This window comes from Roseateles puraquae, from assembly GCF_002205845.1.
GTDB lineage: Bacteria > Pseudomonadota > Gammaproteobacteria > Burkholderiales > Burkholderiaceae_C > Pelomonas > Pelomonas puraquae.
This window is the reverse complement of sequence record NZ_NISI01000005.1, coordinates 492,553-517,092: the sequence shown is the minus strand read 5'-3', so window position 1 is coordinate 517,092 and position 24,540 is coordinate 492,553. Positions and strand designations below refer to the sequence as shown.

Here is a 24,540-nt window from a genome sequence, read left to right as displayed (position 1 = left end):
ATGGCCGTTTTTACCGAAGTCAGCCCCGCCCAGGCCCAGGCCCTGCTCGATCACCTCCGGCTCGGCCAGCTCAGCTCGCTGCGCGGCATTGGCGCCGGCATCGAGAACACCAACTACTTCGTCGACTGCACCGGCGACGACGGCCACCTGCACCGCTACGTGCTGACGCTGTTCGAGCGCCTGACGGCCGAGCAGCTGCCTTTCTACCTGCGCCTGATGCAGCACCTGGCCCAGCGCGGCGTGCCGGTCCCTGAGCCGCATGCCGATGCCGCAGGCGACATCCTCTTCCAGGTTGCCGGCAAGCCGGCGGCCATCGTCGACCGCCTGCATGGCGGCCACCAGATGGCGCCCGACGCTTTTCATTGCCAGCAGGTCGGCGCCACGCTGGCGCAGATGCATCTCGCCGGGCGCGACTTCCCGCTGAAGCAGCCCAACCTGCGCGGCCTGGCGTGGTGGCGGGAGGTGGCGCCGCAACTGCTGCCCTTCCTGGACGAAGCCCAGGCCTCGCTGCTGCGCAGCGAGCTGGCCTACCAGGAGCAGCTCGCCGCTTCGGCCGACTATGCCCACCTGCGGGCCGAGCTGTCGGGCCCGATCCACGCCGACCTGTTCCGCGACAACGTCATGTTCGAACCCGGCGAGGGCCCGGGCCGCGAGCGGCTGACCGGCTTCTTCGACTTCTACTTCGCCGGCTGCGACACCTGGCTGTTCGACCTCGCCGTCTGCCTGAACGACTGGTGCATCGACCTGAGCGACGGCCGCCTGATCGAGGAGCGCGCCGCCGTCTTCGTGGCCGCCTACGAAAGCGTGCGGCCCCTGTCGGGCGCCGAGCACCGCCTGCTGCCGGCGCTGCTGCGTGCAGCGGCGCTGCGCTTCTGGCTGTCGCGCCTGTTTGACCTGCACCTGCCGCGCGAGGCCAGCCTGCTGAAGGCGCACGACCCGCGCCACTTCGAGCGGGTGCTGCGCGCGCGCATCGACCGGCCGTGGCACGCACTGCATGACGGAGTCGCGGAATGACGATGCAACTTCATCTGCAGCAGGTGCCGCCGCGCAACGGGCGGCTCTGGATTCGCCACGGCTTCAAGGTCTTCCAGCGCCAGCCGCTGGCGCTGGCGGGGCTGTTCGGCCTGTTCCTGTTCGCGGGCTTCGTGGCGATGCTGATCCCGGGCCTTGGCCTGCTGCTCACCATGGCCTCGCTGCCCTTGCTGTCGCTGGGCTTCATGCTGGCCACGCACCTGGTGCTGCAGAAGAAGACGCCGACCGCAGCGGTCTTCGCCGCGCCGCTGAAGCTCACGCCCGAGCGTCGCCGCAACCAGCTGATCCTGTGCTTCGGCTACGCCGGCGCCATGCTCGTCATCGGGCTGTTGGCCGACTGGGCCGATGGCGGCAGCACCCGCGACCTGCAGCGCCTCATCGCCGAAAACGCGGACAACGACACCATCGCGAACGCCGCGACGGACCCGCGCCTGTTCTGGGGCCTGGCCACGCGGCTGGGCTTGATCAGCCTGCTGTCCGTGCCTTACTGGCACGCGCCGGCGCTGGTGCACTGGGGCGGCCAGGGCGTGGCCCAGGCCTTGTTCTCCAGCACGCTGGCCCTGTGGCGCAACAAGGCGGCGTTCGCGGTGAACATGCTGCTGTGGACGGGCCTGGTGATGGGCATCGGCAGCGCGGTCACGCTGGTCTTCACGCTGGTGGGCCTGCCCACGGTGGCGCCGGTGGTGCTGATGGCCACGGGCCTGATGCTGTCCACCGTGTTCTACGCTTCGCTTTACTTCAGCTTCGTCGACTGCTTCATGTTCGGCGCGCCGCAGAACCTGCTCGACGGCCAGGCCTGAGCCGACACGACCCGGTCCACGGGTTTTTCATGAAGGCGACATGCAGTTTGCCTAGATTGCCGCGGTTTTCACCGTTAGCCATCCAGCTGCAGCCATGTCCCAAAGCCTTTCCCTCGATCGTCGCCAAGCCCTGAAGTACCTGGGCACGCCCCTGATGCTGCCCCTGAGCGGCGCTGCCGTCGGCAGCCTGCTGACCGGTTGCGGCGGTGGCAGCGATGACAACAGCACGCCCACCGCGACGTTTGCGTCGGCCAGCTTCGTGTCCATGGCCGCCCCGAGCCTGACGACCCCGGCTGACATGGCCAAGACCCTCGTCAATTCGACGCTGATGGTCAAGTTCAGCGACGACAGCACGCAGGGCTTCTCGCTGTCCTACGCGCCCTTCTTCACGACCGGCGACCTGGTGCCGGACGGCAAGGGCGGCACCATCCTGGCCGGCGGCTACGTCGACTTCGCCGGCAAGCCCATCATCGACACGACGGTGGCCGGCAAGGAGCGCCAGTTCTTCAGCGACTCGCCGGACGGCACCTCGCTGCTCAAGCTCGACAACCCGACCGTCAGCGGCATCAAGGGCAAGGCCGTCTTCGCGGTCGTGCAGTTCGAGTACACGACCTGGGCCCAGGACGGCAAGACCGACATGTACGGCAAGCTGCCCTCCCCCATCGCCGTCCTGACGCTTGACCAAGACCCCACCACCGGCAAGCTCACCCTGGTCAAGTACCACAACGTCGACACCTCGCCCGCCATGGGCCTGTGGATCACCTGTGGCGCCAGCCTCTCGCCCTGGGGCACGCACCTCTCCAGCGAAGAGTACGAGCCGGATGCCTTCACCATCGCATCCAACACGATGTTCAAGGCCTACAGCAAGAACCTGTTCGGCGACGAGACCAAGGCCAACGTCTACCACTACGGCCACCTGCCCGAAGTGACGGTCAACCCGGACGGCACGGGCACCATCAAGAAGCACTACTGCCTGGGCCGCATCTCGCATGAGCTGATCCAGGTCATGCCCGACAACCGCACCGCCATCATGGGCGACGACGCCACCAACGGCGGCTTCTTCATGTTCGTGGCCGACAAGGAGAAGGACCTCTCCGCCGGCACCCTGTACGTCGCCAAGTTCGGCGCGGGCTTCTCGCTGGACCCGGCCGCCGCGGGCGCGCCCATCACCTGGATCAAGCTCGGCTCGGCCACCAGCGCCGAGATCAAGGCGCTGGCGGACACGCTCAAGCCCACCGACATCATGGACGTGTCCACCACCGACCCGGCGGATGCGAGCTTCACCAAGATCTGGCTGAGCGGCAAGACCCAGTGGGTGCGCGTGAAGGCCGGCATGGACAAGGCCGCCGCCTTCCTGGAGACCCACCGCTACGCCGCGCTCAAGGGTGGCTCCATGGCCTTCACCAAGATGGAAGGCACGACCGTCAACATCAAGGACAAGGTCGCCTACTCGGCCCTGCAGAACATGCAGAGCTCCATGGTCAAGGGCAATGCCGCCTACAACGCTGACTACAACATCGGCATCGACAAGGCCCTGAACGCCGGCGGCGTGCTGGCCCACACCCTGAGCGCCGGCCAGAAGGACTCGGCCGGCACCGCCATCAACAGCGACTGGGTGCCCTCGGTCACCAAGACCCTGCTGATCGGTGAAGACCTGGCCACCGCCGACGCCCTGGGCAACCTCGCCAATCCCGACAAGATCGGTGCGCCGGACAACCTCAAGTTCTCGGAGAAGCTGCGCACGCTCTTCATCGGCGAGGACAGCAGCTATCACGTCAACAACTTCCTGTGGGCCTACAACGTCGACACCAAGGTGCTGAGCCGCGTGGCCTCCATGCCCTCTGGCGCCGAGGCCACCGGCCTGGGCGTGGTGGACGACCTGAACGGCTGGACCTACATCACGGCCAACTTCCAGCATCCGGGTGACTGGATTTCTCCGCTGCACAACACGGTCAAGTCGACGCTGGACCCGCTGGTGCGCGCCAACTACAAGGACCGCTTCGGTGCGCAGGTCGGCTACCTGACCGGTGCCATCACCAGCGTGAACCTGACCAAGAAGCCGGTCTGAGTTCGCCAGGCCTGCGGGCCTGATCAGGCCCGCGGAATCGCGTAGGTGCCGGTGGCATGCGCCACCGGCTCGTCTTCCCCCTCCGAGAAGACGTAGACCTCGCCCACCGCGAGCGTGCGCCCCAGCTTGAGCAGGCGGCAGCGCGCCACCAGCCGGCGGTCAGCCCGCGGCTTGCGCAGGAAATTGATCGACAGGTTCGTCGTGACGGCCAAGGGGACGATGCCGATCTGCGCCAGGATGGCCACGTACAGCGCCACATCAGCCAGGGTCATCATGACCGGACCCGACACCGTGCCACCGGGCCTCAGCTCGGCAAGCCCGACCGGATGCGCCACCACCACGCTGCCGTCGTCATCCAGGGCTTCGAGGGTGCAGCGCGTCTGCGGAAACTCGGCCTGCAGGAAGGCCGCAAGCTCGGCCTGGGAGGGGCGGGGTGAGGTCATGGTCAATTGCAAGAATTTGCGAGGAAGCCGCCGGCGAGCCTAGCACCGCCTCAGAATCGGGCGATGGCGAGCCCCGAACCTACATTCACCGGCACCATCGCCCAGGTCTACGAGCGCCACATGGTGCCCTTGATCTTCGAGCCCTACGCGGCCGATCTGTCGGCGCGTGCGGCTGCGCTGGCTCCGGCCCGGGTGCTGGAGATCGCCGCCGGCACGGGCGTGCTGACGCGGCACCTGGCGGCAGCGCTGCCGCCCGCCAGCCACCTGGTGGCCAGCGACGTCAACCCGGCCATGCTGGACATCGCACAGCAACTGCCCACCGCGCGCCCCGTGCCCTGGCGCCTGGCCGATGCGATGACCCTGCCCTTCGACGACGCCAGCTTCGAGCTGGTGGCCTGCCAGTTCGGCGCGATGTTCTTCGCGGACAAGCCTGCGGCCTATGCGGAGATCCGCCGCGTGCTCGTGCCCGGGGGCATCTTCCTGTTCAACGTGTGGGACCACATCGACAGCAACGAGCTTGCGGCCACCGTGACCGAGGCCCTGGCGCTGGCCCTGCCGGACGACCCGCCCCGCTTTCTCGCCCGCACGCCCCACGGCTATCACGACATCGACCAGATCCGGGCCGACCTCGCGGCCGGCGGCTTCCTGCGCGAGGCGGACATCGTCACGCTGCCGCTGCGCGCCTGTGCCTACTCGCCGGCCGGGCCGGCCCTGGGCTATTGCCAGGGCACGCCGCTGCGCCACGAGATCGAGGCACGCGCGCCAGGGCGGCTGTCGGAGATGACGGCCGTGGCCGCGCAGGCCATCGGCGAACGCTTCGGCGTGGGCGCGGTGGACACGCGCATCCAGGCCCACATCGTCATCGTGGGCCGCTGAACACTCAGCCCGCGTCGGGCGCGTAGGCGATGCGGCTGCGCAGCCGCAGCGACACCCGGGTGCCCGCCGCGCTGTGGCCGTCGATGCGCAACTGCGCCCCGATGCGCTGCGCACGCTCGGCCATGCCCACCATGCCGAAGTGCCCGCGGCGCGCTGCCTCGTCAGCCCGCGCAGCGGGCATGCCCACGCCATCGTCTTGAACCACGATCTCCAGCCAGCGCCGGCGGTAGATCAGCCGCACCTCCACCTGCGTCGCATGCGCGTGGCGGGCGGCATTGAAGAGCGCCTCGCTGACGATGCACAGCACTTCATCGAACACCGTCGGCCGCAGGCCGCGGCGGGTGCCCTGGCTGCTGACATCGAGCCGGGTATCCGGCGCGAACGGCTGCTCGGCCAGCACCCGCCGCAGCGCGTCTTCCATGTCGCCGGTGTCGACCCGGCGCAGCCCCTGCAGGCGATCTCGCCCGTCCACCAGCACCGATTCCGCGCGGTCCACCGCCTGCTGCAGCGCCTCGCGGGTGCCCGGGTCGTGCGCCACCCGGTCGACCACCGACTGGAATCGCAGGATCAGGCCCTGCACGCTCTGCAGCAGCGTGTCGTGCATCTCGCGGGCGATGCGCTCGCGCTCGCGAAGCCGCTCCTGGCTGCGCTCCCGGGCGCGCGCCAGGTACTGCCGCAATCGCATGAGATAGAAGCCATAGAGCAAGGCCAGCAGCAGCACCGCGGCGCCCACGCGGAACGGCAGCGACTGCGTGAAGGTGGCCGGGATGACCAGCGTCACCTGCGCCGGCTGCTCAGCCCAGAGGCCGTCGTTGTTGCTCGCGCGCAGCTCGAAGCGGTAGGTGCCGGGGCCGAGGTCAGACAGCAGCGCGCTGCGCTGCGCCCCCGGCTCACTCCAGGCGTCGCTCACGCCGACCAGCCGGTGGCTGAACCGCACCCGCTCGGGCACCGTCAGGCTCAGCGCCGTGAAGGCCACGCGAACGGTCGTCGTGCCGGCCGGCAGCTTCACTTCGGCCGCGGCCGGAAAGATGTCCTCGCCCACCTGCAGTTCGCGCACCTGCACCGGCGGCGGCAGGCGGTTGGGCACGAGGCCGCCGGGCTCGACGCGCATGACGTGACGCCGTGTCAGGAACCAGATGCGGCCATCGCCGCCGACGGCCATCTGCGCGCCGGGCGCCTTCTGCACGAAGCTGTCGAGACCATCCTGGAAATCGAACACCCGGGCCGTCAGCGGCGCCTGCGGCTGCTGCAGGGCGCGGGCCAGGTCGGCCGTGCGCAGCCGCACCACGCCGGCATCACCGATCGCCCAGGTCTCCCCGTCGGGCGTCTGCGCGATGCCGTTCAGCGAGGCGGCCCAGGGGTGGCGCGTCGCCGCAAGCGGGCTGGCTGCGGCGGCTCCCGCCACCGTCAAGCCGAGATGGCCGCTGACGAGCACCCCCAGGTCCGTGGGCAACAGGCCCTCAATTGCGCCAGCAGCCGACTGGCGTGCGTCCAGCGCCACAAAGGGCAGCGGGCCCACGGGCGGCGCAGCCCGGAACAGCACCACGGCGCGGCCACGGTCATCCACGACCGCATTCGCCGGCAACGTCGGCGAGCGCTCGGGCCAACGGTCCCAGCGGCCTTGCGCCATCACATGCAGCCCGTGGGCCAGTGCCGGCATCCAGAGGCGGCCGTCGGCATCCTGCGCACAGCCATAGGCCGTGGTGCCTGCGGGCTTGGCCTGCGCGCGCGGGGCCGGGCCGTCCACCTTCAGCACGCGGTCCGCCAGGAAGAGCCACACGCCGCGATCGACCGCGGCGCACAGGGCCTCGGCGGGCGAGCCCAGGCGCATGAGCCGCTGCGGCGGCTGGCCCGGTGGGATGGCGTACAGGGCTTGCGCATCGGCCACGTAGACCGTGCCGTCGCGGGCCGCGGCCAGGCGGTAGCTGGTGGGCGAATTGGCCGGCAGCCCCGGCTCGACCACCACGGCGGCAGGGCGCAGCTGGTCCAGGCCCAGCTCGGTGCCCACCCAGAGGTTGCCCTCGCGGTCCTGGAACAGCGCACGCGTCTGGTCGGAGGTCAGGCCGGCGGTGGTGTCGAGCGCGGCCATGCGTGCCGCGCCCGTCAGCCCGGCCGGCAGCGAGCGCCCCGGCGCACGGATGCGCAACACGCCACCATTGCGCGTGGTGGTCCACAAGTCGCCACGGGCATCGAACAGCAGCCGGGTGCCGCCGACCGGGTTCGGATGTGGGAAGGACGTGAGCGGACCGGCGGTAGCCGTCAGCGCGCGAGTGCCCTGGCTGTCGGAGACCCACAGCTGGCCCTGGTCGTCTTCCGTGAGGCTGGCCAGGGCGCTGATGGCCGGCCCCGTGGTGCTGAAGCGCGAATCTCCCGGCCGGCGCAAGGCCAGCGTGCGTGACAGCACCGCCCACACCGTGCCATCGCGCGCCATGTGCAGGCCCCAGACCGGCTGCGCGGGGAGGCCGCTGTCGATACCGAACTCCTGCCATTGCCCCCGGTGCCAGCGCGCCAGGCCCTGCTCGCTGCGGCCGCCTCGCGCGACCCAGAGGCCCCCTTCGGCGTCTTCGCGGATGTCGTTCACCTCACGCGAGGGATTCGGCATGCCGGCATCCACCAGCTGGCCGCCGCGCAGCACAGCCACGCCGCGCCCGCGCGCCAGGCCCACCCAGAGTTCACCGGAGCGCGCCACGTGCAGGCTCGACACCACCAGCCGCTGCGCCTGCGAGCCCGGCATGCGCACCGGCTCGAAGCTCACGCCATCGAAGCGGAACAACCCCTCGACGCTGCCGATCCACAGGAAACCATCCGGCGTCTGCGTGATCGCGTTGATGCGGCTTGGCGCGCCGCGCGACAGCGGCCAAGCTTCATGCTTGAACTCCGACAGCCCCGGTGGCAGACCCGCGGCCCGCGCCGGACTGCCCGCAACCACCCAGAGCAGCACCAGGCATCGCAGGACCCTGGCGCAAAGGGGGAAGGCCATCGGCAGCCGCGCCGTCAGTCGATGGGCGTGAGCTTGGCCACCGACAGCGCCAGCCACTTGGTGCCGTGGCGGCCGAAGTTGACCTGTGCCCGCGCATCCGCGCCGGCGCCTTCCAGCGTCAGCAGCACGCCTTCGCCGAACTTGGTGTGGAACACGCCCTTGCCCACACGCAGGCCGCCGTGCTCTTCCGACACCTTCTGCTTCATGCTCGCGGGCACCGGCGGCTCGACCCAGGCCGCGCGCTGGTCTCGCTGCGGCACACGGCCGGCACCCACCATGCCCTTGAGGCCGCTGCCGCGTTCCCAGGCCTGCTGGTACTCACGCGCAAAGCCCGAGCCGAAGCCCTGGTTGCGCGGCGTGAGCCACTTCAGGCTCTCCTCAGGCAGCTCATCAAAGAAGCGGCTCTTCACGTTGTAGCGCGTCTGGCCGTGCAGCATGCGGGTCTGGCAGAAGCTCAAGGACAGCTTCTTGCGCGCCCGCGTGATGGCCACATACATCAGCCGCCGCTCTTCCTCCAGCCCGTCGTGATCGGACATCGCGTTCTCGTGCGGGAACAGGCCCTCTTCCAAGCCCGTGATGAACACCGCGTCGAACTCCAGCCCCTTGGCCGAGTGCACCGTCATCAGCTGCACCGCGTCCTGCCCGGCCTGGGCCTGGTTGTCGCCGGCCTCCAGCGACGCATGCGTGAGGAAGGCCACCAGCGGCGACATGATCTCGCCCGTCTCGGCGTCGGGCACCGCACCGGGTGCACCGGCGGCGGTCAGCGGCGGCGCGACCTCGTCGACCGGCAGGCCGACCGCGTTCTTGCCAAAGCCCTCCTGCATCACGAAGGCCTCGGCGGCGTTGACGAGTTCGTCCAGGTTCTCCAGCCGCTCGGCGCCGTCCTTGTCGGTGCGGTAGAAGTCGAGCAGTCCCGAGGTCTCCAGCACCTGCTCGATGATCTCGCGCAGCGTCATGCCCTGCGTGAGGTTGCGGGTGGAGTCAATGAGGTTGGTGAAGGCCAGCAGGTTGGCGCCGCCCTTGCCGGCGATCGCACTCACGCTCTGATAGAGGCTGCGGCCACTGGCCTTGGCAGCGTCCTGCAGGTTTTCCAGTGTCTTGGCGCCGATGCCGCGGGTCGGGAAGTTCACCACGCGCAGGAAGCTGGTGTCGTCGTTCGGGTTCTCCAACAGGCGCAGATAGGCCAGCGCATGCTTGACCTCGGCGCGCTCGAAGAAGCGCAGGCCGCCGTACACGCGGTAAGGGATACCCGAGTTGAACAGCGCCGACTCGATCACCCGCGACTGCGCGTTGCTGCGATAGAGCACCGCGATCTCCTGCCGGTCCAGCCCGCCGCGGTGCAGTTGCTGGATCTCCTCGATCAGCCACTGCGCTTCGGCGAAGTCGCTGGGCGCCTCGTTCACGCGGATGGGCTCGCCCTGGCCGGCATCGGTGCGCAGCGTCTTGCCCAGGCGCTGGGTGTTGCGGCTGATCAGCTCGTTGGCGGCATCCAGGATGTGGCCGAAGCTGCGGTAGTTCTGCTCCAGCTTGATGACGCGCTTGACGCGGTACTCCCGCTCGAAGTCGGCCATGTTCCCCACGCGCGCGCCGCGGAAGGCGTAGATGCTCTGGTCATCATCGCCCACGGCCAGCAGGCTCTGCCCCGTGCCGGCACCGGGGGGCGCGAACATCTTCAGCCAGGCGTACTGCAGCTTGTTGGTGTCCTGGAACTCGTCGACCAGGATGTGGCGAAAGCGATGCTGGTAGTGCTCGCGCACGGCCGGGTGGTCGCGCAGCAGTTCGTAGGAGCGCAGCATCAGCTCGGCGAAGTCCACCACGCCCTCGCGCTGGCACTGGTCTTCGTAGTTGGCGTAGATCTCGACGAGCTTTCGGGTCTGCTCGTCGCGCTGCTCCACGTCGCCGGGGCGCAAGGCCTCTTCCTTGCAACCGGCAATGAACCAGCCCACCTGCTTGGGCACGAAGCGCTCCTCGTCGAGGTTCATCGCCTTGATGACCCGCTTGACGGCCGAGGTGGTGTCACTCGCATCCAGGATCTGGAAGGCCTGCGGCAGGTTCGCGAGCTTCCAGTGCGCCCGCAGGAAGCGGTTGCACAGGCCGTGGAAGGTGCCGATCCACATGCCGCGCACATTGAAGGGCAGCATCGTGGACAGCCGCGTCAGCATCTCCTTGGCGGCCTTGTTGGTGAAGGTCACGGCCATCACGCCGCCCGGGCTGACCTGGCCGGTCTGCAGCAGCCACGCGATGCGGGTGGTCAACACCCGGGTCTTGCCGGAGCCGGCGCCGGCGAGGATGAGGGCCGGCTCGGGCGCCGCCGTCACGGCCGCCAGTTGTTCAGGATTGAGGTTCTTGAGGAGGGGACTGTGCTGGGCAGCGACAGCGTCGACATCGGGGGCCGGATTCATCTGCGCATTTTAAGGAGGCCTACCTGCGCCGCATCTTGCCGGCCCGGCCGGCCTTGGACCACTCGTAGACCTCGCCGTCCGGCGTGCGCCCGCCTTCCACCGCCGCGACGCCGGGCCGCCCGATGTGGTCTTCCGGTTCGGTGGAGATGCTCACATGCCGATGCCCGGCGCGCCGCTGTGCCTCGGCACAGGCCAGCGCCTCGCTCAAGGCCTGGCTGCCAAAACTCTCGCACACCGGCACCTGGGCCTCGCCCTCGCCTTCGAGCCAATACACCACGATGCCCACGTGCCGCCTCCTGTGCTGCCAAGGCGACAGGGTAGCGGCATCGACCGCAGCCCGGCATGCCGGGATGGGCTGCCCCGCAGCCCTGGCACGTCACTTGACCGTGATCGCCGGATCCCAGTAGAAGTAGCCATACAGCTGCTGCGACTCCCCGCCCTCCAGGACATAGAGGGCGAAGTAGACGTAGAAGTTCTCCGTCCCGGACTGCTTCACCTTGGAGTCGTAACTGCTGAAGTTCTGCACCACCTGCAGCGGCGGGAGGCCGTTCTTCGTGTTGGGGTCAGGCTGCACGGCAGCGTTGCGCCTCACGAGGTTCGGCACGAACTGGTTGAACACGTTGTCGCCTTTCCAGTACTCGATGCCGTAGACGATCACGGCGTCGTCCGAATTGGCGTAAACGGAGGTGCCCGTGAAAGACACGATGTCGCCGGGCTGTGCACTGAACTGCAGGTCCGCAGTGCCCTGATTCACGATGCCGCCGCGCGGATCGGTGCAGATCATGAACTGGCTGTTGTGGTCGATGCCGGTCGGCCGGGCCGGGTCCTTGCTGGGGTTGGGATAGTGGTCCTTGACGTAGTCCGTATCGATGACAACCAGCACATTGATCTGAAGGTTCGATGCGAGGATGGTCGAAGTTGCGTTCATGGCGAAATCTCCTTGAGCAAGCGATGGGTGCAGCAGGCGGCGCCGCCTGCTGCGATGTCTGCGCCGCGAATCAGCAGCTACCCCACACGACGGTGCTGAAGAGCACGTTGCCGTTGAGGTAGATCGTCACCTTCAGTCCTGTTGGGATGAAGGATCCGCAGGTCTCGCCGCAAGCCCGTAGCTGGGCCCCGGCCGGGATGGGGATGGGCGAGGTCACGCAGAACCTGCCGAAGACCGGCACCGAGAAGCAGATCTGGTTGCCAGCTGCGGTGGAAGCCTCGACACAGAACGACAGGTCCAGCGCCTGGATGCCTTCCAGCTGCACCGGAGCCGCAGCAGCGCCGCGAAAACCAGTGACCGAGAAATCCGGCACGTGGGCCGACGCGTTGGTTTGACAAGTGCAAGTCATGATGAACCTTTCCATGGATGCCGCGATGAAGAAGCCCTGAGCGTGGCGGCGGCTGGAGCGCCAAGGGCCGGTAGCAACGCAGCGGGGCTGCCGCGTCTGGCATCCACTTTGGTGTTCGGCTGCTGAGAAAGCCTTCCGGTGATCTGCCTGCCCCTGGGTCGCAGGCAGACAGCGTCAGAAGGTTTCGGGAAGGCGCCGCCGAAGGGCGTACGGCGGCTTGCGGAGGTCCGTGAAGTTCACTGGCGCAGGCGCTTCCCAGCGGCTGCGCCCCCCCGAAGGCAGGCGTGGTTCGCGTGAACCGGCTTCAGGCCGAAGTGCTGTTCTTGATCTCCGGGTCCGTGCTCGCGACGAGCCCCACCACCTGACCATCGACGATGCGCTCGTAGACCAGGATGACGCCGCGCCGGGTGCCGGGCAGCACCGGGAGCACCACGCGCTGATGGCTGTCGGCAGGAATCACGTTGGGCAAGCTGGTGTTTTCGTACAAGGTCTTGACCACAGCCGCCAGCAGCCGAATGCCATCGAGGGGTCTGCCGTCTGGCGGCTCCACCGCGGGTACAACACCTGCCATGCTCTGCAGGCAGACGAAATCGGTGTTGCAACCCTGCCCCCGGCTGTTCAGGTTGTCTCTGTCGACCGGGTCACCCCTCTGGTTGAGGTAGGTGCATTGCAAGTGATGGCCGGTTTTCAGGTACGGAATGACCTGATAGGTGGAGAGGGCCGGCGGACGGACGTCGGTATCGGACATGGTGTGCCTTTCATGGGCGGTGGGTGGAAATCGAAGAGCTCGCCGGATCACCGCTCGTCGCAAGGCCCCGACCGCCAAAAGCGTCGGACGCGGCCACGCCACCGCAGCGGTGCGCGGCTTGCCAAGCCTCCAGCACGACACCCGCCTGCCCGCTCTCAACGGCGGGGCGCAGCGCAGCGACAGCCTGGGCGCAGGCGAGGGGTGCGCCCAGGTCCGCGCCGCCTGACAGATACAGTCGCAGCAGCACCAGGCGAGCCTGGAACTCATTGAGTTGCCAGTTCTTCGGATGCTCGGCGAGGAGCGCTGACAGCTTTTCCTGCGCCTGGGCCAGGACTGCGACTGCCGCAGACCGGTCCGCACGACGAGCGGCCGCGAACGCCTTCACCGCCAGAAGTCGCGCCTCGGTCTCGCGGCCCAGGGTCTCATCACGTCCCCAGGGCTGCCCGACTGCCTGCCGGGCCAGCGCCGTCCAGAGCGGCAGGTCCAGCGGCCGGCCGGCGTCCAGGTGCATCAGCAATTGCCACGACTGGGCATGCGCCAGCTCCAATCGCCAGCGCTGATTGCCCGGATCGTGGCCCGCAGCCCGTTGAAGCCAGGCGGTAGCGTCGTCCATGGCGTCCGCGGCTGCCACAAGCTTGCCCAGGTCATGCAGCGCCTCGGCACGCCGCACCTGCAGGGCGCCGAGGTCATGCAGGCGAACGAATTCGCCTGGCCGTGAGCGCTGCAGTTCCAGGAGCGTCACGTGTGCCGCATCCAGCAGTTCCAGGGCTCGATGCGGCTCCCCTTGCAAACGGGCGAGCAGACCCAGCCAGGTCTGCGAACTGGCCACTGCATCTTTCAACGACACATCCTGTGGCTGCGCCGCCAGCAGGGCTTGCTTGAGCGCCAGGGCGGCCTGGAAGGACTGCGCCGCCTGCGCCCAATCCGCCCGGCGCAGCGCAATCGAACCCTGGCTGTTCAGCGCGAACCCCAGTTCGGTTCGCGCGTCAGCATCCTGAGGGAGGCGCTGCAGCCATTGCTCACAGGCGAGGCGGTAGCGCGCCATGGCTTCGCCCGCAGCGGCGAGGTCCCCCTGGTCGAACCGGATCTGGCCCTCCCAGAACGCCGCAGCGCCCAGCGTCTTGTAGTAGGCCGCCAGCTCCGGTGCTGCTGCGGCGTCCAGGTTGGCGAGCAACTGCTGAGCCTGCGCCAAGGCTGCTAGCGCGAGTTGTGGCTCGCCCTTCCCTCGGGTGCTCTGGACTTCGCCAATCACGACCAGCGCGCGTGCCCGCTGCAGCACATCAGCCGGCAGCTCGCTGATCAACTGCCCGCTGCCCAGCGCGTCCAGCCCCTGCCGTGCGATGCTCCCCAGCAGATCCAGCCTGCCGATGGGCCGCAGCTGGTCCGCCAGGTCGCCGAGCATGAAGGACGCCAGCCGCTGGCTCTGGCTGGCGCGCTCGGAGGCAATGTGGGCCAGCTGGGCATTGCGAAACGCGGCCAGCACGGTCGCCATCACCAAGGCAGCAGCACCCGCGGCAGCCGCCCAGCGCCAGCGCAGCAGGCGTCGCAGACGCTGTCGCGAACAGGTGATGAAGTCGCAGGCCTGGGGGCCGAACAGACCCGGCTCTGCCGTCACGGAGTCCACCGCCTGCCACAGCAAGGGACTGCGCGGCAACAACAGGGCCGGGGCGCAGCCACCGTCCAGCCAGCGCTGCACCCAGGGTTGCAGTTGCTCCCGCAGCGCCAGGCTGGCTCGGTGCCGTGCCAGCCAGGCCGTGACACGGGGCCAGCTGCGCAGCACGGCCTCGTGAACCACGCGGCAGCCGGGCTGACCATTCATCTGACCCGCCACCAGCAGGCGCGACGCCACGAGCGCCGCCACGACGGCCCGCTCATCCGCGTCGGCCAATGCATCATCGGTCAGCCATCGCGCCACGGGCGGACCGTCCTCGCTGGTCAGGCCGACCAAGCCCGGCAGGAGTCGCGTAAGGGCTGACTGTTGCGCCGGCGGCAAGGCGGCGACCGCGTCTTCCGCACGCTTGCCAATCGCGCCTTCCAGGCCGCCCATCTCCTCATAGGCCGCCCAGCTGAGCTCGTCGCCCGCAGCGCGCTGCAGATAGAGCTCTTGAAGGGTGTACTGCAACAGCGGCAGCGCATCGCGGGTCTGCAGGGCGTCGGCGCAGAGGCGGTCATCCAGGCGATGCAGGCCGGTGGGGTCCGTGCCAAAAACCAGCCCGGCGGCACGCGCGGGCAGGCGAATCATCTGGGCCACCGCACCGAGCGTCGGCGGCTCCAGGTCCATATGCGCGCCGTGGGCCTTGCCCCGCAGCAGCAGTGGATGCTGAGCCAGACGCGCATAGAAGTCATTGCGGCAGATCGCGATCACCATCACCGCGTGCTGGCAGACCCACTGGTCCACGCAGGCCAGGAAACGCGAGACCAGATCGTCGGCGTCCAGCACCAGCAGCGCTTCCAGCCGGTCGAGCACCAGCACCGGTGCAGTGAGCTCACCACATCCCGGCGGCAGTCCGGCCAGCAGCGCAGCCCGGATCTGCCGGCCGACGTCGCCCGGGTCCGCCTGCAGGCGCTCAGCCAGCGCCTCGATGCTCCAGCCTGACAGCAGCGGCGCATCGCCCAGCTCCCAATCGAGCAAGGCGCCCGCCAAGGCCTGCCACAGGCCGAGTTCGTTGTTGGCCCCAAGATCGATGGTGGCCGCGGCCGGGCTGCGCACCCGCCCCGCCGGGCCGGGCGAACCGGCAGGCGCCAGCAGCACCGGCAGCAGGCCCGCCTGCACCAGCGACGTCTTGCCCGAGCCGCTCGGCCCGAGCAGAACGACCTGCGGATGCCCGCGCTGCCATTGGTTGTCCAGCCGCTCGTGCAGGGACTGCACCTGCTCGTCACGCCCGAAGAAGACATCGGCATGCTCGGGCCCGAAGGCCGCCAGGCCCAGGTAGGGTGAGAGTCCGCGGCGGCTGCCTTCCAACCCACGTGCACCATGGTCGGCCAGGGCCCGCACCGGCGCGACCAGCCGGTAGCCCTGCTTGCGCAGTGTCTCGATATAGCGCGGCTGGGTCACGCTGTCGCCAAGCGCGCGACGCAAGCCGGCGATCACCTTGTGCACCGGGTTGTCGCCCAGCACCTCGTTGGGCCAGCAGGCCTGAAGCAGCGACTCGGCGCTCATGACTTCGCCGCAATGACGGCACAGCGCAACCAGCACGGCCATCATGCGCGGCTCCAGGACCACCTCGAGGTCGTCGCGCTCCAGGCGCAGCGTGGCGGGCGTGACCCGCCAGTCGCCGAGCATCCAGCGGCTCGTGCCCGGGATGTCAGCCGTCGGCTGTGGGGCAGGCGGCAGCGCTCGACTGGCCGGCCTCAGTGGCGCGGCTAGGCCTGTGGTCATGGAAACATCTCCCGTGGCATGGACAGCAAACAGCGCCCCGCCCCCATGCAGTCACGGCTCTCTGGCCATCGCCGTGGTTCGTGGATGACCCGGCATTAACTGCTTGTTACAGCGCAGTCTAGGGCGACGCCACCAGGCGGTACAGCCGCACAAGCGCCCGATCGAAGGCTCAGGAAAGTGCGGATTGAACGGCGCCGACTCGGGCATATTCACGGGTATGTCACTCCCTCCCTCTGCGAGCAGGCCGCCCTGCCCCTGCGGCCGCCCTGCCGCCTATGCCGATTGCTGCGGCGCCGTCCACGCCGCATTCGCGCAGGGCCACGGCCTGACCGCGTCAACGCCCGAGGCCCTCATGCGTTCGCGCTACAGCGCCTTCGTGCTCGATCTGCGCGACTACCTGCTGGCCTCGTGGCACCCCAGCACCCGCCCGGTCACCCTGGAGGCACCCGAGCCAGGCCTCAAATGGCTGGGGCTGGAGGTCAAGCGCAGCGCGCAGCAGGACGACGATCACGGCACGGTCGAGTTCGTCGCCCGCAGCAAGCTCGGTGGCCGCGCCTTCCGGCTCCACGAAACCAGCCGCTTCGTGCGCGACCACGGCGCCTGGACCTACCTGGACGGTGACCTGAAAAATTGACTCTGACCCTGATTTACGAGGACGAACACCTCGTCGCCATCGACAAGCCGCCGGGCTTGCTGGTGCACCGCACCCAGTTGGCAGCGGGTGAAGAGCTGGCGGCGCTGCAGTTGCTGCGCGACCAGCTCGGGCGCACGGTGTGGCCGGTGCACCGGCTGGACCGCGGCACGTCGGGCGTGCTGCTGTTCGCGCTGTCGGCCGAGGTCGCCTCTCAACTCGGCGCGCTGTTCGAACAGGGTCAAATGGACAAACGCTACCTCGCGCTGGTCCGAGGCTGGCCGGTGGCCGACGAAGGCCTCATCGACCATCCGCTGGCACGAGACCCGGAACTGCCGTCTGCCGGCCAGACGATGCTCGAAGCGCAGACACGCTACCGCGTCCTGCAGCGCATGACCTGGCCCCTGGTGACCGACGCACGCTTCCCCAGCACCCGCGTCGCGCTGCTGCAAGCCGAGCCCCTGCAAGGCCGCCGACACCAGATCCGCCGCCACCTGAAACACATCGCCCACCCCATCCTGGGCGACGCCACCCACGGCAAGGGGCCGCTGAACCGCGCGGTGGCCGCCCACCTCGGCGTGCAGCGGCTGTGGCTGCATGCGCAGCGGCTGACGCTCACGCATCCGGTCAGCGGTGCATTGCTGCGGCTGGAGGCCGCGCCTGATCCTGGCTGTCCGCTGACTGTCTGATGCATCGCCCGCCGAACAGGCGTGACTTCCTGCGCATGCCCTCCGGGGCGCGACGGGTTGGAGAGCCCTGAGCCCCACCTAGCATCGCGCCCGCAACAACAACCTCATCTCAGGGAGAGATCGCGATGAAGCATCAGCAGGGTCTGATACTGGCCTGCGTGGCGGCGGCCGCCTTGGTGGCCTGTGGCGGCGGCGGAGGGGGCACCACCAGCGCGCCTCCCACCTCGACGCCGGCCAGCACGGGCAGCTTCCTCGATGGCACGGCGGCCTTCGGTGCACCGCTGGCGCAAGCCAAGATCACCATCACCGACGTGAACGGCAAGACGGTCACCGTGACGGCCAATGACGCGGGCAACTACAAGGCCGACGTGACCGGCCTGAAGGCGCCCTTGCTGATCACGGCCACGGCACCGTCGGGCGATGCCCTGCGGGTCTACCACGCGCTGTGGGCCACCGATGTCCCGGCGGGATCGACCAGTCACGCCAACGTCACGCAACTGACCGAGGCCATCGTCGCCCTCGCCTCCAGTGACGGCAGCACGCCGGGCGAGTTCGCCAGTGCCGCCAACCTGAAGGCGCTGGACCCCGCCCGCCTGCAGAAGGCCCAGGACATCGTCAAGGCCCTCGTCAAGGACGTGGCAGCCGCGCTCGGCGCCGCGGGCTACGACCCGCTGACGGTAGGCTTCACCGCCGACAGCATCGGCAGTGCCGACAAGCTGCTGGACCTGCTGAAGGTGAGCCTCGACCAGAACGGCGTCACGCTGCGCCTCGTGGGTGTTTCGGCGCCCGCAAGCGCAGACGGTGCTGCGGCCAACACGGTGGTCACGGTCAAGGACGCCACCGCCGGTGCCCCCACGGCACTGCCCGCGCCCACCATCACCGACAGCCTGACTGCCTTCGACCCCTGGGTGGCCAGCCTGAACAAGTGCCTGGCACTGCCTGCTGCCCAGCGGGTGAACGTCGACGCCAGCGGCGCGCCCACGGCCTTTCTGGGCGACTGCGCCAAGATCAGCGGCTTCACCACCAACTACCTGCGCAACGGCTACACCTTGCTGCAGTACTGGGGCAAGCAACTGCACGACGTCATTCCCGATGCGGCCGTGGTGACCCGGCCGGAAGTGCTGGGCTTCTTCAAGACCGACAGCGGCGATGACACGGCCCTGGTCCGCTTCACCTACAACAGCCCTAAAGGCGGCGGCAGCTACGTCGAGACGGCGCACAAGACGGCGGGCCTGTGGCTGCTTGAAGGCAACCAGCGCAAGTACGACGCCGGCGTCATCATGCGCATGGTGCGGGCCACCGACGCCAGCACCAACCCCTACATCCCGCCCACCGGCCCGGACGCCGGCAAGAGCGTGGGCTGGTTCAACGCCCTCTCCTCGCGCATCCACCTGCAGTTCAACCAGGCCGGCCCGAACGGCGCGTCGGTCTATGCCGTGCGCGTGAAAGGCCCGGGCCTGCCGGCTGCCGGTATCGTGCTGGCGCGTTCTTCGGCCTGTGGCACCAGCGAGTACCTGGCGACCTACTCGAACGACGGCACCGTGCCCACCGCACCGACGGCCGGCACGACCGTGATGCCACTGCCCAGCACGTCCACGAGCAACCGCTACACCTTGGGCGTCGCGCCGATCGGCAACGGCTACACCGGCTCGGACTTCTACAACGAATGGCGCGGCCGCAATTCCGATGGCTCGCCCAGCACGTCCCGCTCCAACATGGTGGCGCCTGCGCCGGGTGTCGATGTGGCGGCCATCCCGCTGCTGGCGCGCTATGTGTTCGAGGTATTCAAGGCCGGCTCCAACGTGCCAGCCGACACCTTCGCGGTACGCGCCGTCACCAAGCCGCTCTCCGCCGCCTTCGCGGCCAAGCTGCCCTGGGCCGACCCCACGGCTGATGCGCTTCAGTACGTCAAGCCGACCAACACCGCACTCGCGGCCTCGCTGGACAGCGCCTCGCTGAGCTGGAGCACGCCCGCCGGCGCGCCCCCGGTCACCTCGGCCTATCTGTATGGCAGCGGCAGCGACGGCAGCACCATGCAGGCCGACGCCAACGTGACCGCACTGGGCGACACCAGCCTCACGGTGAAGGCTGCCGCTGAACGCAATGGCAACGGGCTCACCTGCGCCTCGGCCAAGATTCCCGCGTTCACGGCCACGACCGGCTCACGAGAAATCGGCCTGCGCCAGGCCACGGTGGATGGCTTGGCACTGCAGAGCATCACCCAGCACTTGGCGCGCACCGCAGCGAAGTGATGCGGTGAGTGGGGGGCGCCGCCGTCAGCGCGGCGCCAGCACCTGCAGCTCCAGGGCCGAGGCCTGGCCCGGCGCGCGGTAGAGGCGCTGCGTGGCCGGCTGGAAGTCTTCCGGCCGCGCGCTGCGGATGGGCACGAAGGTCTGCGGGTTGCGGTCGATCAGCGGAAACCAGCTCGCCTGCACCTGCACCATGATGCGGTGGCCGCGCCGGAAGGTGTGGTTCACGTCCTGCAAGGCGACCCGCAGTTCCTCCACCTGGCCAGGCACCATGGCCTCGGGGGCCTCGAAGCTCTTGCGGAACCGCCCGCGCAGCGGGTCGGCACGCACGAGCTGCTGGTAGCCGCCGAGGGGCTCCTCGGGCGCTTCCACATCTTCGGTACGCGGTCGGCGCTTGCGCGGGCCCGGGGGCGCTTCCTCGACATCCGCGGGGTAGACGTCGATCAGCTTGACCACCCAGTCGGCATCCGTGCCGCTGGTGGACCCGAACAGCCGCGCGGTGATCTGGCCGACCACGGTCAGGTCTTCGTCGAGCACCTCGCTGCGGTAGGTCAGCACATCGGGCCGGGAGGCGGCAAAGCGCTGGTCGCTGACCATGTACTCCTGCGGCATGCCCATCGCGGTGTAGCCGATGAAGGGCACGGGCTTGGCGGGGTCGCTGACCCAGCTGTCAAACGCGCTGCTGCCGGCCTGCGGCGGCGTGAAGGTGAGGCGCCCCCCGGCGGCGAAGTACAGCGAACGCGGCTTGGCCTCGCGAGGCGGCCAGGTGTCGTAGCGGCGCCAGACGTTCGTGCCGGTCTCGAAGACCGTGGCCTTGGCGATCGGCGCCTTGGGCGCCACATCGCGCAAGTACTGCTCGAAGAAGGGTAGCAAGACCTCCTTCTGGAACTGCTCGCTGGTGGGCTGGTCGAACTTGACGCGACCCAGGCTGCGCCCCGGGCTGCTCACCCAACCGCCATGCACCCACGGGCCCATGACCAGGCGGTTGTCGGTGGTGGGGCTCTGCTTGCCGATCGCACGGAAGACACCCAGCGGGCCGGCCAGGTCTTCCGCGTCGAACCAGCCCCCCACCGTCAACACCGCGGCGCGGATGTTCTTCAAGTGCGGCAGGATGGCACGCGACTGCCAGAAGCTGTCGTAGCGGTCATGCGTCAGCTGCACGTTGAAGTACTCGTTGGGGCCACCGTCCTGGCCCAGGCGCGCGGCCATGGCGTCGAGGTTGGTGAACTGCAGAAAGAACTCGTAGCCGTCCTTCGTGCCGTAGTCGAACTCCGGCCATTGCCGCGGCGGCAGCACCGGCGTCTGCTGCGGCTTGAAGAAGCTGTAGAAGCCGAAGTTCGCAGCCAGCATGAAGGCGCCACCGTGGTAGCTGTCGTCGCCCATGAAGAGGTCGCCGATGGGCGCCTGGGGCGACGCGGCCTTGATGGCGGGGTGGGAATCGATGATGGACGCCGCCGTGTAGAAGCCCGGGTAGGAAATGCCCCACAGGCCGACCCGGCCGTTGTGGCCGGGCACATGGTCGAGCAGCCATTGCACGCTGTCGTGGGTGTCGCTGCTCTCGTCCACCTCGGCCGGCGTCTTCTTGACCGCGCGGTGCGGCGTCACCTCGATGAAGCTGCCTTCGCTCTGGAAGCGGCCACGCACGTCCTGGCAGACGAAGATGTAGCCGGCCTTGAGGAAGTCCTCGTTGGGCGCCAGCTGCTTCACGCCGTCACGGTCCACGCCGTAGGGGCCGCAGCTGTAGGGCGTGCGCACCATCAGGAAGGGGTAGCGACGGCTCGCATCCTTGGGCACGTACACCGCTGTGAAGAGGCGCTTGCCGTCCCGCATCGGGATGCGGTACTCGTACTTGGTGTAGTGCTCGCGAGGCTGGTAGGCCGGCGGCTTGTCGTCGTCAGGCGCCGCAGTCGCGGGGGCGGCCAGGGCGAAGGACGCCGCCAGGGCGGCCGGGAGGGAGCGCAACAGGAGCATGGGGCGGGCAGCGGAATCGCAAAGAGCCGGAGTCTGACACCGGCCGCGCCCTGCCCCACTCAGGCTTCAACCGAACTTGACGGCGTAGATGGGTGGAAGGTGGGTCGAAACCGTCTGCCAGCTGTCGCCGGCATCACCAGTGGCCCACAGGCCGCCGGTGGTGGACCCCATCATCAACTGCTCGCCACGGTCGTCCACCGCCAGCCCATGCCGGAACACCAGGTCGTAGCAGTGCTGCTGCGGCAGCCCGGTGCGCAGGGCTTCGAAGGTCTGGCCGCCGTCGCGGGTGCGAGTGACGCACAGCGCAGCGTCCACCGGCAGGCGCTGCATGTCCTTGACGGCAGGCACGAACCACGCGGTCTGCGGGTCGTGCGGGTGGGCCGCCACCGCGAAGCCAAAGCTCGACGGCTCGGCCTGCAGCGCCTCCCAATGCGCCCCGTTGTCGGTGGAGCGGAAGATGCCGCAATGGTGCTGGCACCACAGCACGTCCGGCTCGGCCTGGCAGCGCGCGATCAGGTGCGGGTCCTGCGAGTTTTCGTCGCCCGCCAGCTCGGGCGGCATGAAATCGGCGCGCATGCCCTTGGCGCGCAACGCCCAGCTGCGACCGGCATCGGTCGTGCGCCAGGCGCCACCGCACGACACCCCAATCAGCAACTCCTCCGGGCGCTGCGGATGCGGGCAGATGGAATGCAAGGCCGGCGCCGGGTTGCCGCCGCCCATCCACTGCTCGCGGCGCGGGTCGCGCCAGAGCGTCTCGTCGAGCTGCCAGGTTTGGCCCCGGTCCCGGCTCGCGAACAGCCCACCGGGCACGGTGCCGCACCAGATCGTGTCGCCCGAGCGCTCCAGCGCGAACACGTGATCGAGCTTCCAGGGCGGGCCTTCAGCGCCTTCAGGCTGCGGTGGAAAGCTCGGGGCCGCCACCTCGCGCCAGGTCTGGCCGGCGTCGTCGCTGGCGTGCAGCTTCGCGCCGAAGTGGCCGAGGTTCAGGCCGGCGAGCATGTGGCCAGCCGCATCGGGCGGCAGCAGCATGGAGACGGGGTCGGCGGTGAAGCTCAGTCGCTCGATCTGCCACTGCCCGGCGCGGCGGCGAAGTTCGAAGAGCCCTTTGCGGGTCGCGGCCCAGGCACGGTCTTGGTTCATGAATCAGCCTCCGGAAAGGGCTTGCAGGACGTGGACCCGGCTTTGCGGGCCCAGCGGATCGGTCAGCCCGCGCAAGTCGCGCACGCGCCGGCCGTCGATGAAGACCACCACGTTGGCCCGTAGATGGCCTTGGTCGTCCAGGATGTAGCCGCGCAGCCGGGCATTGATGGCGAAGGCGGCCTCCAGACCGTCGCGCAGCACGCGTGCCGGCGTCTCGACGACCGGGGTGTCGACGAAACGGCGCAGTTGCGGGGTGAATTCGATGACGGCCATGATCCCTCGACGATCGATGCAGGTCAGATTCGACGCCGGAGCCCCCACGAATCGCCTCGGGGAAACCCGCAACGACAATGCGGGGGATGAATTCCGGCATCCTCTTCGCCCTCGGCGCCTACCTCAGCTGGGGCCTCTTCCCGCTCTATTTCCGTCAGATCGCCAGCATCCCGGCGCTGCAGATCGTGGCCCACCGGACGCTGTGGTCCCTGGCCTTCGTGGCCGTGGTGCTGATCGTCTCTCGCAATCTCGCCTGGCTGCGCACGGTCAGTGCCGCCACCTGGCGACGGTTCGCACTGTCGGCGCTGCTGATCGCGATCAACTGGCTGACCTATGTCTGGGCCGTGGGCCACGGCCATGTGCTGGATGCGAGCCTGGGCTATTTCATCAACCCGCTGGTCAACGTGGCGCTGGGCTTTGCCGTGCTGCACGAGCGCCCCCGGCGGGTGCAGTGGTTCGCGGTGGGTCTGGCGGCGTTCGGGGTGCTGTGGCTGACCGTGACGGCTGGACGCCTGCCCTGGGTGGCCTTGGTGCTTGCCGTCAGCTTTGGCTTCTACGGCCTGATGCGCAAGACGGCGGCACTCGGCGCCATCGAAGGCCTGACGCTGGAGACGCTCATCCTCGCGCCGTTGGCGGCGGCCGGCCTCATCTGGTGGAGCCAGGACGGCAGCATGGCCGGCCAGACGGCGGTGGACTGGGCCTGGCTGATCGGCACCGGGCCGGTCACGGCGGGCAGCCTGCTGCTGTTCGCGGCCGGCGCACGGCGCATCCCGTTGGCCACGCTGGGCCTGGTGCAGTACGTGTCGCCGTCGCTGCAGTTCCTGCTCGGCGTGTTCCTGTTCAAGGAGCCTATGGACGCCGGGCGGCTGGTGGCCTTCGGCTTCATCTGGAGCGCGCTGGCCGTCTACAGCGCCGAGGGCCTGTGGCAGACGCGCCGCGCGCTGGCGGTGAAGCCGATTTGACGCGCCGTGCCAAGATGAGCGCACCACGTGTCAGCGGATGGACCGGATGTCGCGTTCAAGACCCGCCCCACAAACGGAGTACGCCATGAAGACTTTCGCCCGCACCTTGATCGTCTCGGCCCTCATCACGGCCACGGGGCTGGCCAGCGCCGGGCCGCGCTACTACGGGCCGCCGCCGCACCACCACCATCATCACTACCGTGGGCCGGGGTTGGGTGGTCTCGTGGTTGGCCTGGCCGTGGCCTTGCCCCTGATCGCCCTGGCGCACCAGGCCGAGCGACCGGCCGAGGTGGTCTACGTGCCGCCGCCGGCTCCGCTGCCGCCCCCCGTCGTGGTGGCACCCGCGCCGGTCTATGCCGCGCCCAGCCGCCCGGTGCCGGTCGTCTACCCCCGCAACGGGCAAAGCGCGGCGCAGACGGAGTTCGACCAGCGCGAATGCAACCGCTGGGCCACCAGCCAACCTGCGGCCATGGCCGACAGCGGCGTCTTCAACCGCGCCGTGGACGCCTGCATGGACGGCCGCGGCTACACCTTGCGTTGAGCCGCGCCCGTCCGGGCGC

Annotated in this window: 20 protein-coding genes; 9 read left to right on the top strand and 11 right to left on the bottom strand. The window is 69.0% G+C overall.

Annotated elements, in window-relative coordinates; genetic code table 11:
- From CDO81_RS14815 to CDO81_RS14805, 3 genes are all read left to right on the top strand, one after another.
- Positions 1-1,014 carry a homoserine kinase gene (locus tag CDO81_RS14815; protein WP_088483988.1) on the top strand — a complete coding sequence of 338 codons (1,014 nt, stop codon included), beginning with the start codon at positions 1-3 and terminating at the stop codon, positions 1,012-1,014.
- The gene (locus tag CDO81_RS14810; RefSeq protein WP_144397260.1) at positions 1,011-1,832 is read left to right on the top strand and encodes a BPSS1780 family membrane protein; all 822 of its coding nucleotides are present in this window, start codon (positions 1,011-1,013) and stop codon (positions 1,830-1,832) included. The genes CDO81_RS14815 and CDO81_RS14810 overlap by 4 nt, the downstream gene beginning before the upstream one ends.
- Before the next feature lie 94 nt (positions 1,833-1,926).
- On the top strand, positions 1,927-3,900 hold the full coding sequence (locus tag CDO81_RS14805; protein ID WP_088483986.1) for a PhoX family protein: 1,974 nt from the start codon (positions 1,927-1,929) through the stop codon (positions 3,898-3,900).
- A gap of 23 nt (positions 3,901-3,923) precedes the next feature.
- Here CDO81_RS14805 and CDO81_RS14800 read toward each other — a convergent pair whose 3' ends face one another.
- On the bottom strand, positions 3,924-4,343 hold the full coding sequence (locus CDO81_RS14800; protein WP_088483985.1) for a PaaI family thioesterase: 420 nt from the start codon (positions 4,341-4,343) through the stop codon (positions 3,924-3,926).
- Positions 4,344-4,406: 63 nt separating this feature from the next.
- On the opposite strand from CDO81_RS14800, the gene CDO81_RS14795 reads away from it, so the two are divergent.
- On the top strand, positions 4,407-5,219 hold the full coding sequence (locus CDO81_RS14795) for a class I SAM-dependent methyltransferase (protein ID WP_088483984.1): 813 nt from the start codon (positions 4,407-4,409) through the stop codon (positions 5,217-5,219).
- Between the two features lie 4 nt (positions 5,220-5,223).
- Here CDO81_RS14795 and CDO81_RS14790 read toward each other — a convergent pair whose 3' ends face one another.
- The 7 genes from CDO81_RS14790 to CDO81_RS14760 form a co-directional block, all read right to left on the bottom strand.
- Complete coding sequence (locus CDO81_RS14790; RefSeq protein WP_088483983.1) at positions 5,224-8,199, bottom strand: sensor histidine kinase; 2,976 nt, start codon at positions 8,197-8,199, stop codon at positions 5,224-5,226.
- A 14-nt stretch (positions 8,200-8,213) separates the two neighbouring features.
- The gene (locus CDO81_RS14785) at positions 8,214-10,601 is read right to left on the bottom strand and encodes a UvrD-helicase domain-containing protein (protein WP_088483982.1); all 2,388 of its coding nucleotides are present in this window, start codon (positions 10,599-10,601) and stop codon (positions 8,214-8,216) included.
- A 19-nt stretch (positions 10,602-10,620) separates the two neighbouring features.
- Positions 10,621-10,887, bottom strand: coding sequence for a hypothetical protein (locus CDO81_RS14780; protein WP_088483981.1), 267 nt, complete (start codon positions 10,885-10,887; stop codon positions 10,621-10,623).
- A 90-nt stretch (positions 10,888-10,977) separates the two neighbouring features.
- The gene (locus CDO81_RS14775; RefSeq protein WP_088483980.1) at positions 10,978-11,529 is read right to left on the bottom strand and encodes an inclusion body family protein; all 552 of its coding nucleotides are present in this window, start codon (positions 11,527-11,529) and stop codon (positions 10,978-10,980) included.
- 70 nt (positions 11,530-11,599) lie between these two features.
- Positions 11,600-11,938, bottom strand: coding sequence for a hypothetical protein (locus CDO81_RS14770; protein WP_088484059.1), 339 nt, complete (start codon positions 11,936-11,938; stop codon positions 11,600-11,602).
- Positions 11,939-12,242: 304 nt separating this feature from the next.
- Positions 12,243-12,686 (bottom strand): hypothetical protein, encoded by a 444-nt coding sequence (locus CDO81_RS14765; protein ID WP_088483979.1) that lies wholly within the window; start codon positions 12,684-12,686, stop codon positions 12,243-12,245.
- 10 nt (positions 12,687-12,696) lie between these two features.
- Entirely contained in the window at positions 12,697-16,065 is a 3,369-nt protein-coding gene (locus CDO81_RS14760) for an nSTAND1 domain-containing NTPase (RefSeq protein WP_088483978.1), read from the bottom strand.
- A gap of 217 nt (positions 16,066-16,282) precedes the next feature.
- On the opposite strand from CDO81_RS14760, the gene CDO81_RS14755 reads away from it, so the two are divergent.
- The 3 genes from CDO81_RS14755 to CDO81_RS14745 all read left to right on the top strand — a co-directional run bounded on the left by CDO81_RS14755 (position 16,283) and on the right by CDO81_RS14745 (position 19,637).
- Positions 16,283-16,699, top strand: a complete 417-nt coding sequence (locus CDO81_RS14755) for a YchJ family protein (RefSeq protein WP_088483977.1) — start codon at positions 16,283-16,285, stop codon at positions 16,697-16,699.
- The gene (locus CDO81_RS14750) at positions 16,696-17,385 is read left to right on the top strand and encodes a pseudouridine synthase (RefSeq protein ID WP_338139975.1); all 690 of its coding nucleotides are present in this window, start codon (positions 16,696-16,698) and stop codon (positions 17,383-17,385) included. The genes CDO81_RS14755 and CDO81_RS14750 overlap by 4 nt, the downstream gene beginning before the upstream one ends.
- Before the next feature lie 125 nt (positions 17,386-17,510).
- Entirely contained in the window at positions 17,511-19,637 is a 2,127-nt protein-coding gene (locus CDO81_RS14745; protein ID WP_088483976.1) for a hypothetical protein, read from the top strand.
- A gap of 24 nt (positions 19,638-19,661) precedes the next feature.
- Here the strand turns inward: CDO81_RS14745 and CDO81_RS14740 are convergent, their stop codons facing one another.
- From CDO81_RS14740 to CDO81_RS14730, 3 genes are all read right to left on the bottom strand, one after another.
- Positions 19,662-21,605 (bottom strand): CocE/NonD family hydrolase, encoded by a 1,944-nt coding sequence (locus CDO81_RS14740; protein WP_088483975.1) that lies wholly within the window; start codon positions 21,603-21,605, stop codon positions 19,662-19,664.
- A gap of 66 nt (positions 21,606-21,671) precedes the next feature.
- Positions 21,672-22,745 (bottom strand): WD40/YVTN/BNR-like repeat-containing protein, encoded by a 1,074-nt coding sequence (locus CDO81_RS14735; RefSeq protein WP_088483974.1) that lies wholly within the window; start codon positions 22,743-22,745, stop codon positions 21,672-21,674.
- A 3-nt stretch (positions 22,746-22,748) separates the two neighbouring features.
- The gene (locus CDO81_RS14730) at positions 22,749-23,018 is read right to left on the bottom strand and encodes a MoaD/ThiS family protein (RefSeq protein WP_088483973.1); all 270 of its coding nucleotides are present in this window, start codon (positions 23,016-23,018) and stop codon (positions 22,749-22,751) included.
- Positions 23,019-23,104: 86 nt separating this feature from the next.
- Here CDO81_RS14730 and rarD point away from each other — a divergent pair, with 86 nt between their 5' ends.
- Complete coding sequence (gene rarD, locus CDO81_RS14725; protein ID WP_088483972.1) at positions 23,105-23,980, top strand: EamA family transporter RarD; 876 nt, start codon at positions 23,105-23,107, stop codon at positions 23,978-23,980.
- A gap of 85 nt (positions 23,981-24,065) precedes the next feature.
- Positions 24,066-24,521, top strand: a complete 456-nt coding sequence (locus CDO81_RS14720; RefSeq protein ID WP_088483971.1) for a hypothetical protein — start codon at positions 24,066-24,068, stop codon at positions 24,519-24,521.
- The last annotated feature ends 19 nt before the right edge of the window (positions 24,522-24,540 follow it).

Bases quoted from the DNA above. Each gene is read 5' to 3' on its own strand.
- CDO81_RS14730 (WP_088483973.1), bottom strand. From the start codon at position 23,018: ATGGCCGTCATCGAATTCACCCCGCAACTGCGCCGTTTCGTCGACACC.
- CDO81_RS14760 (WP_088483978.1), bottom strand. From the start codon at position 16,065: ATGACCACAGGCCTAGCCGCGCCACTGAGGCCGGCCAGTCGAGCGCTG.
- CDO81_RS14755 (WP_088483977.1), top strand. From the start codon at position 16,283: ATGTCACTCCCTCCCTCTGCGAGCAGGCCGCCCTGCCCCTGCGGCCGC.
- CDO81_RS14765 (WP_088483979.1), bottom strand. From the start codon at position 12,686: ATGTCCGATACCGACGTCCGTCCGCCGGCCCTCTCCACCTATCAGGTC.
- CDO81_RS14800 (WP_088483985.1), bottom strand. From the start codon at position 4,343: ATGACCTCACCCCGCCCCTCCCAGGCCGAGCTTGCGGCCTTCCTGCAG.
- CDO81_RS14805 (WP_088483986.1), top strand. From the start codon at position 1,927: ATGTCCCAAAGCCTTTCCCTCGATCGTCGCCAAGCCCTGAAGTACCTG.
- CDO81_RS14795 (WP_088483984.1), top strand. From the start codon at position 4,407: ATGGCGAGCCCCGAACCTACATTCACCGGCACCATCGCCCAGGTCTAC.
- rarD (WP_088483972.1), top strand. From the start codon at position 23,105: ATGAATTCCGGCATCCTCTTCGCCCTCGGCGCCTACCTCAGCTGGGGC.
- CDO81_RS14740 (WP_088483975.1), bottom strand. From the start codon at position 21,605: ATGCTCCTGTTGCGCTCCCTCCCGGCCGCCCTGGCGGCGTCCTTCGCC.
- CDO81_RS14770 (WP_088484059.1), bottom strand. From the start codon at position 11,938: ATGACTTGCACTTGTCAAACCAACGCGTCGGCCCACGTGCCGGATTTC.
- CDO81_RS14810 (WP_144397260.1), top strand. From the start codon at position 1,011: ATGACGATGCAACTTCATCTGCAGCAGGTGCCGCCGCGCAACGGGCGG.
- CDO81_RS14735 (WP_088483974.1), bottom strand. From the start codon at position 22,745: ATGAACCAAGACCGTGCCTGGGCCGCGACCCGCAAAGGGCTCTTCGAA.
- CDO81_RS14720 (WP_088483971.1), top strand. From the start codon at position 24,066: ATGAAGACTTTCGCCCGCACCTTGATCGTCTCGGCCCTCATCACGGCC.
- CDO81_RS14745 (WP_088483976.1), top strand. From the start codon at position 17,511: ATGAAGCATCAGCAGGGTCTGATACTGGCCTGCGTGGCGGCGGCCGCC.
- CDO81_RS14785 (WP_088483982.1), bottom strand. From the start codon at position 10,601: ATGAATCCGGCCCCCGATGTCGACGCTGTCGCTGCCCAGCACAGTCCC.
- CDO81_RS14790 (WP_088483983.1), bottom strand. From the start codon at position 8,199: ATGGCCTTCCCCCTTTGCGCCAGGGTCCTGCGATGCCTGGTGCTGCTC.
- CDO81_RS14815 (WP_088483988.1), top strand. From the start codon at position 1: ATGGCCGTTTTTACCGAAGTCAGCCCCGCCCAGGCCCAGGCCCTGCTC.
- CDO81_RS14775 (WP_088483980.1), bottom strand. From the start codon at position 11,529: ATGAACGCAACTTCGACCATCCTCGCATCGAACCTTCAGATCAATGTG.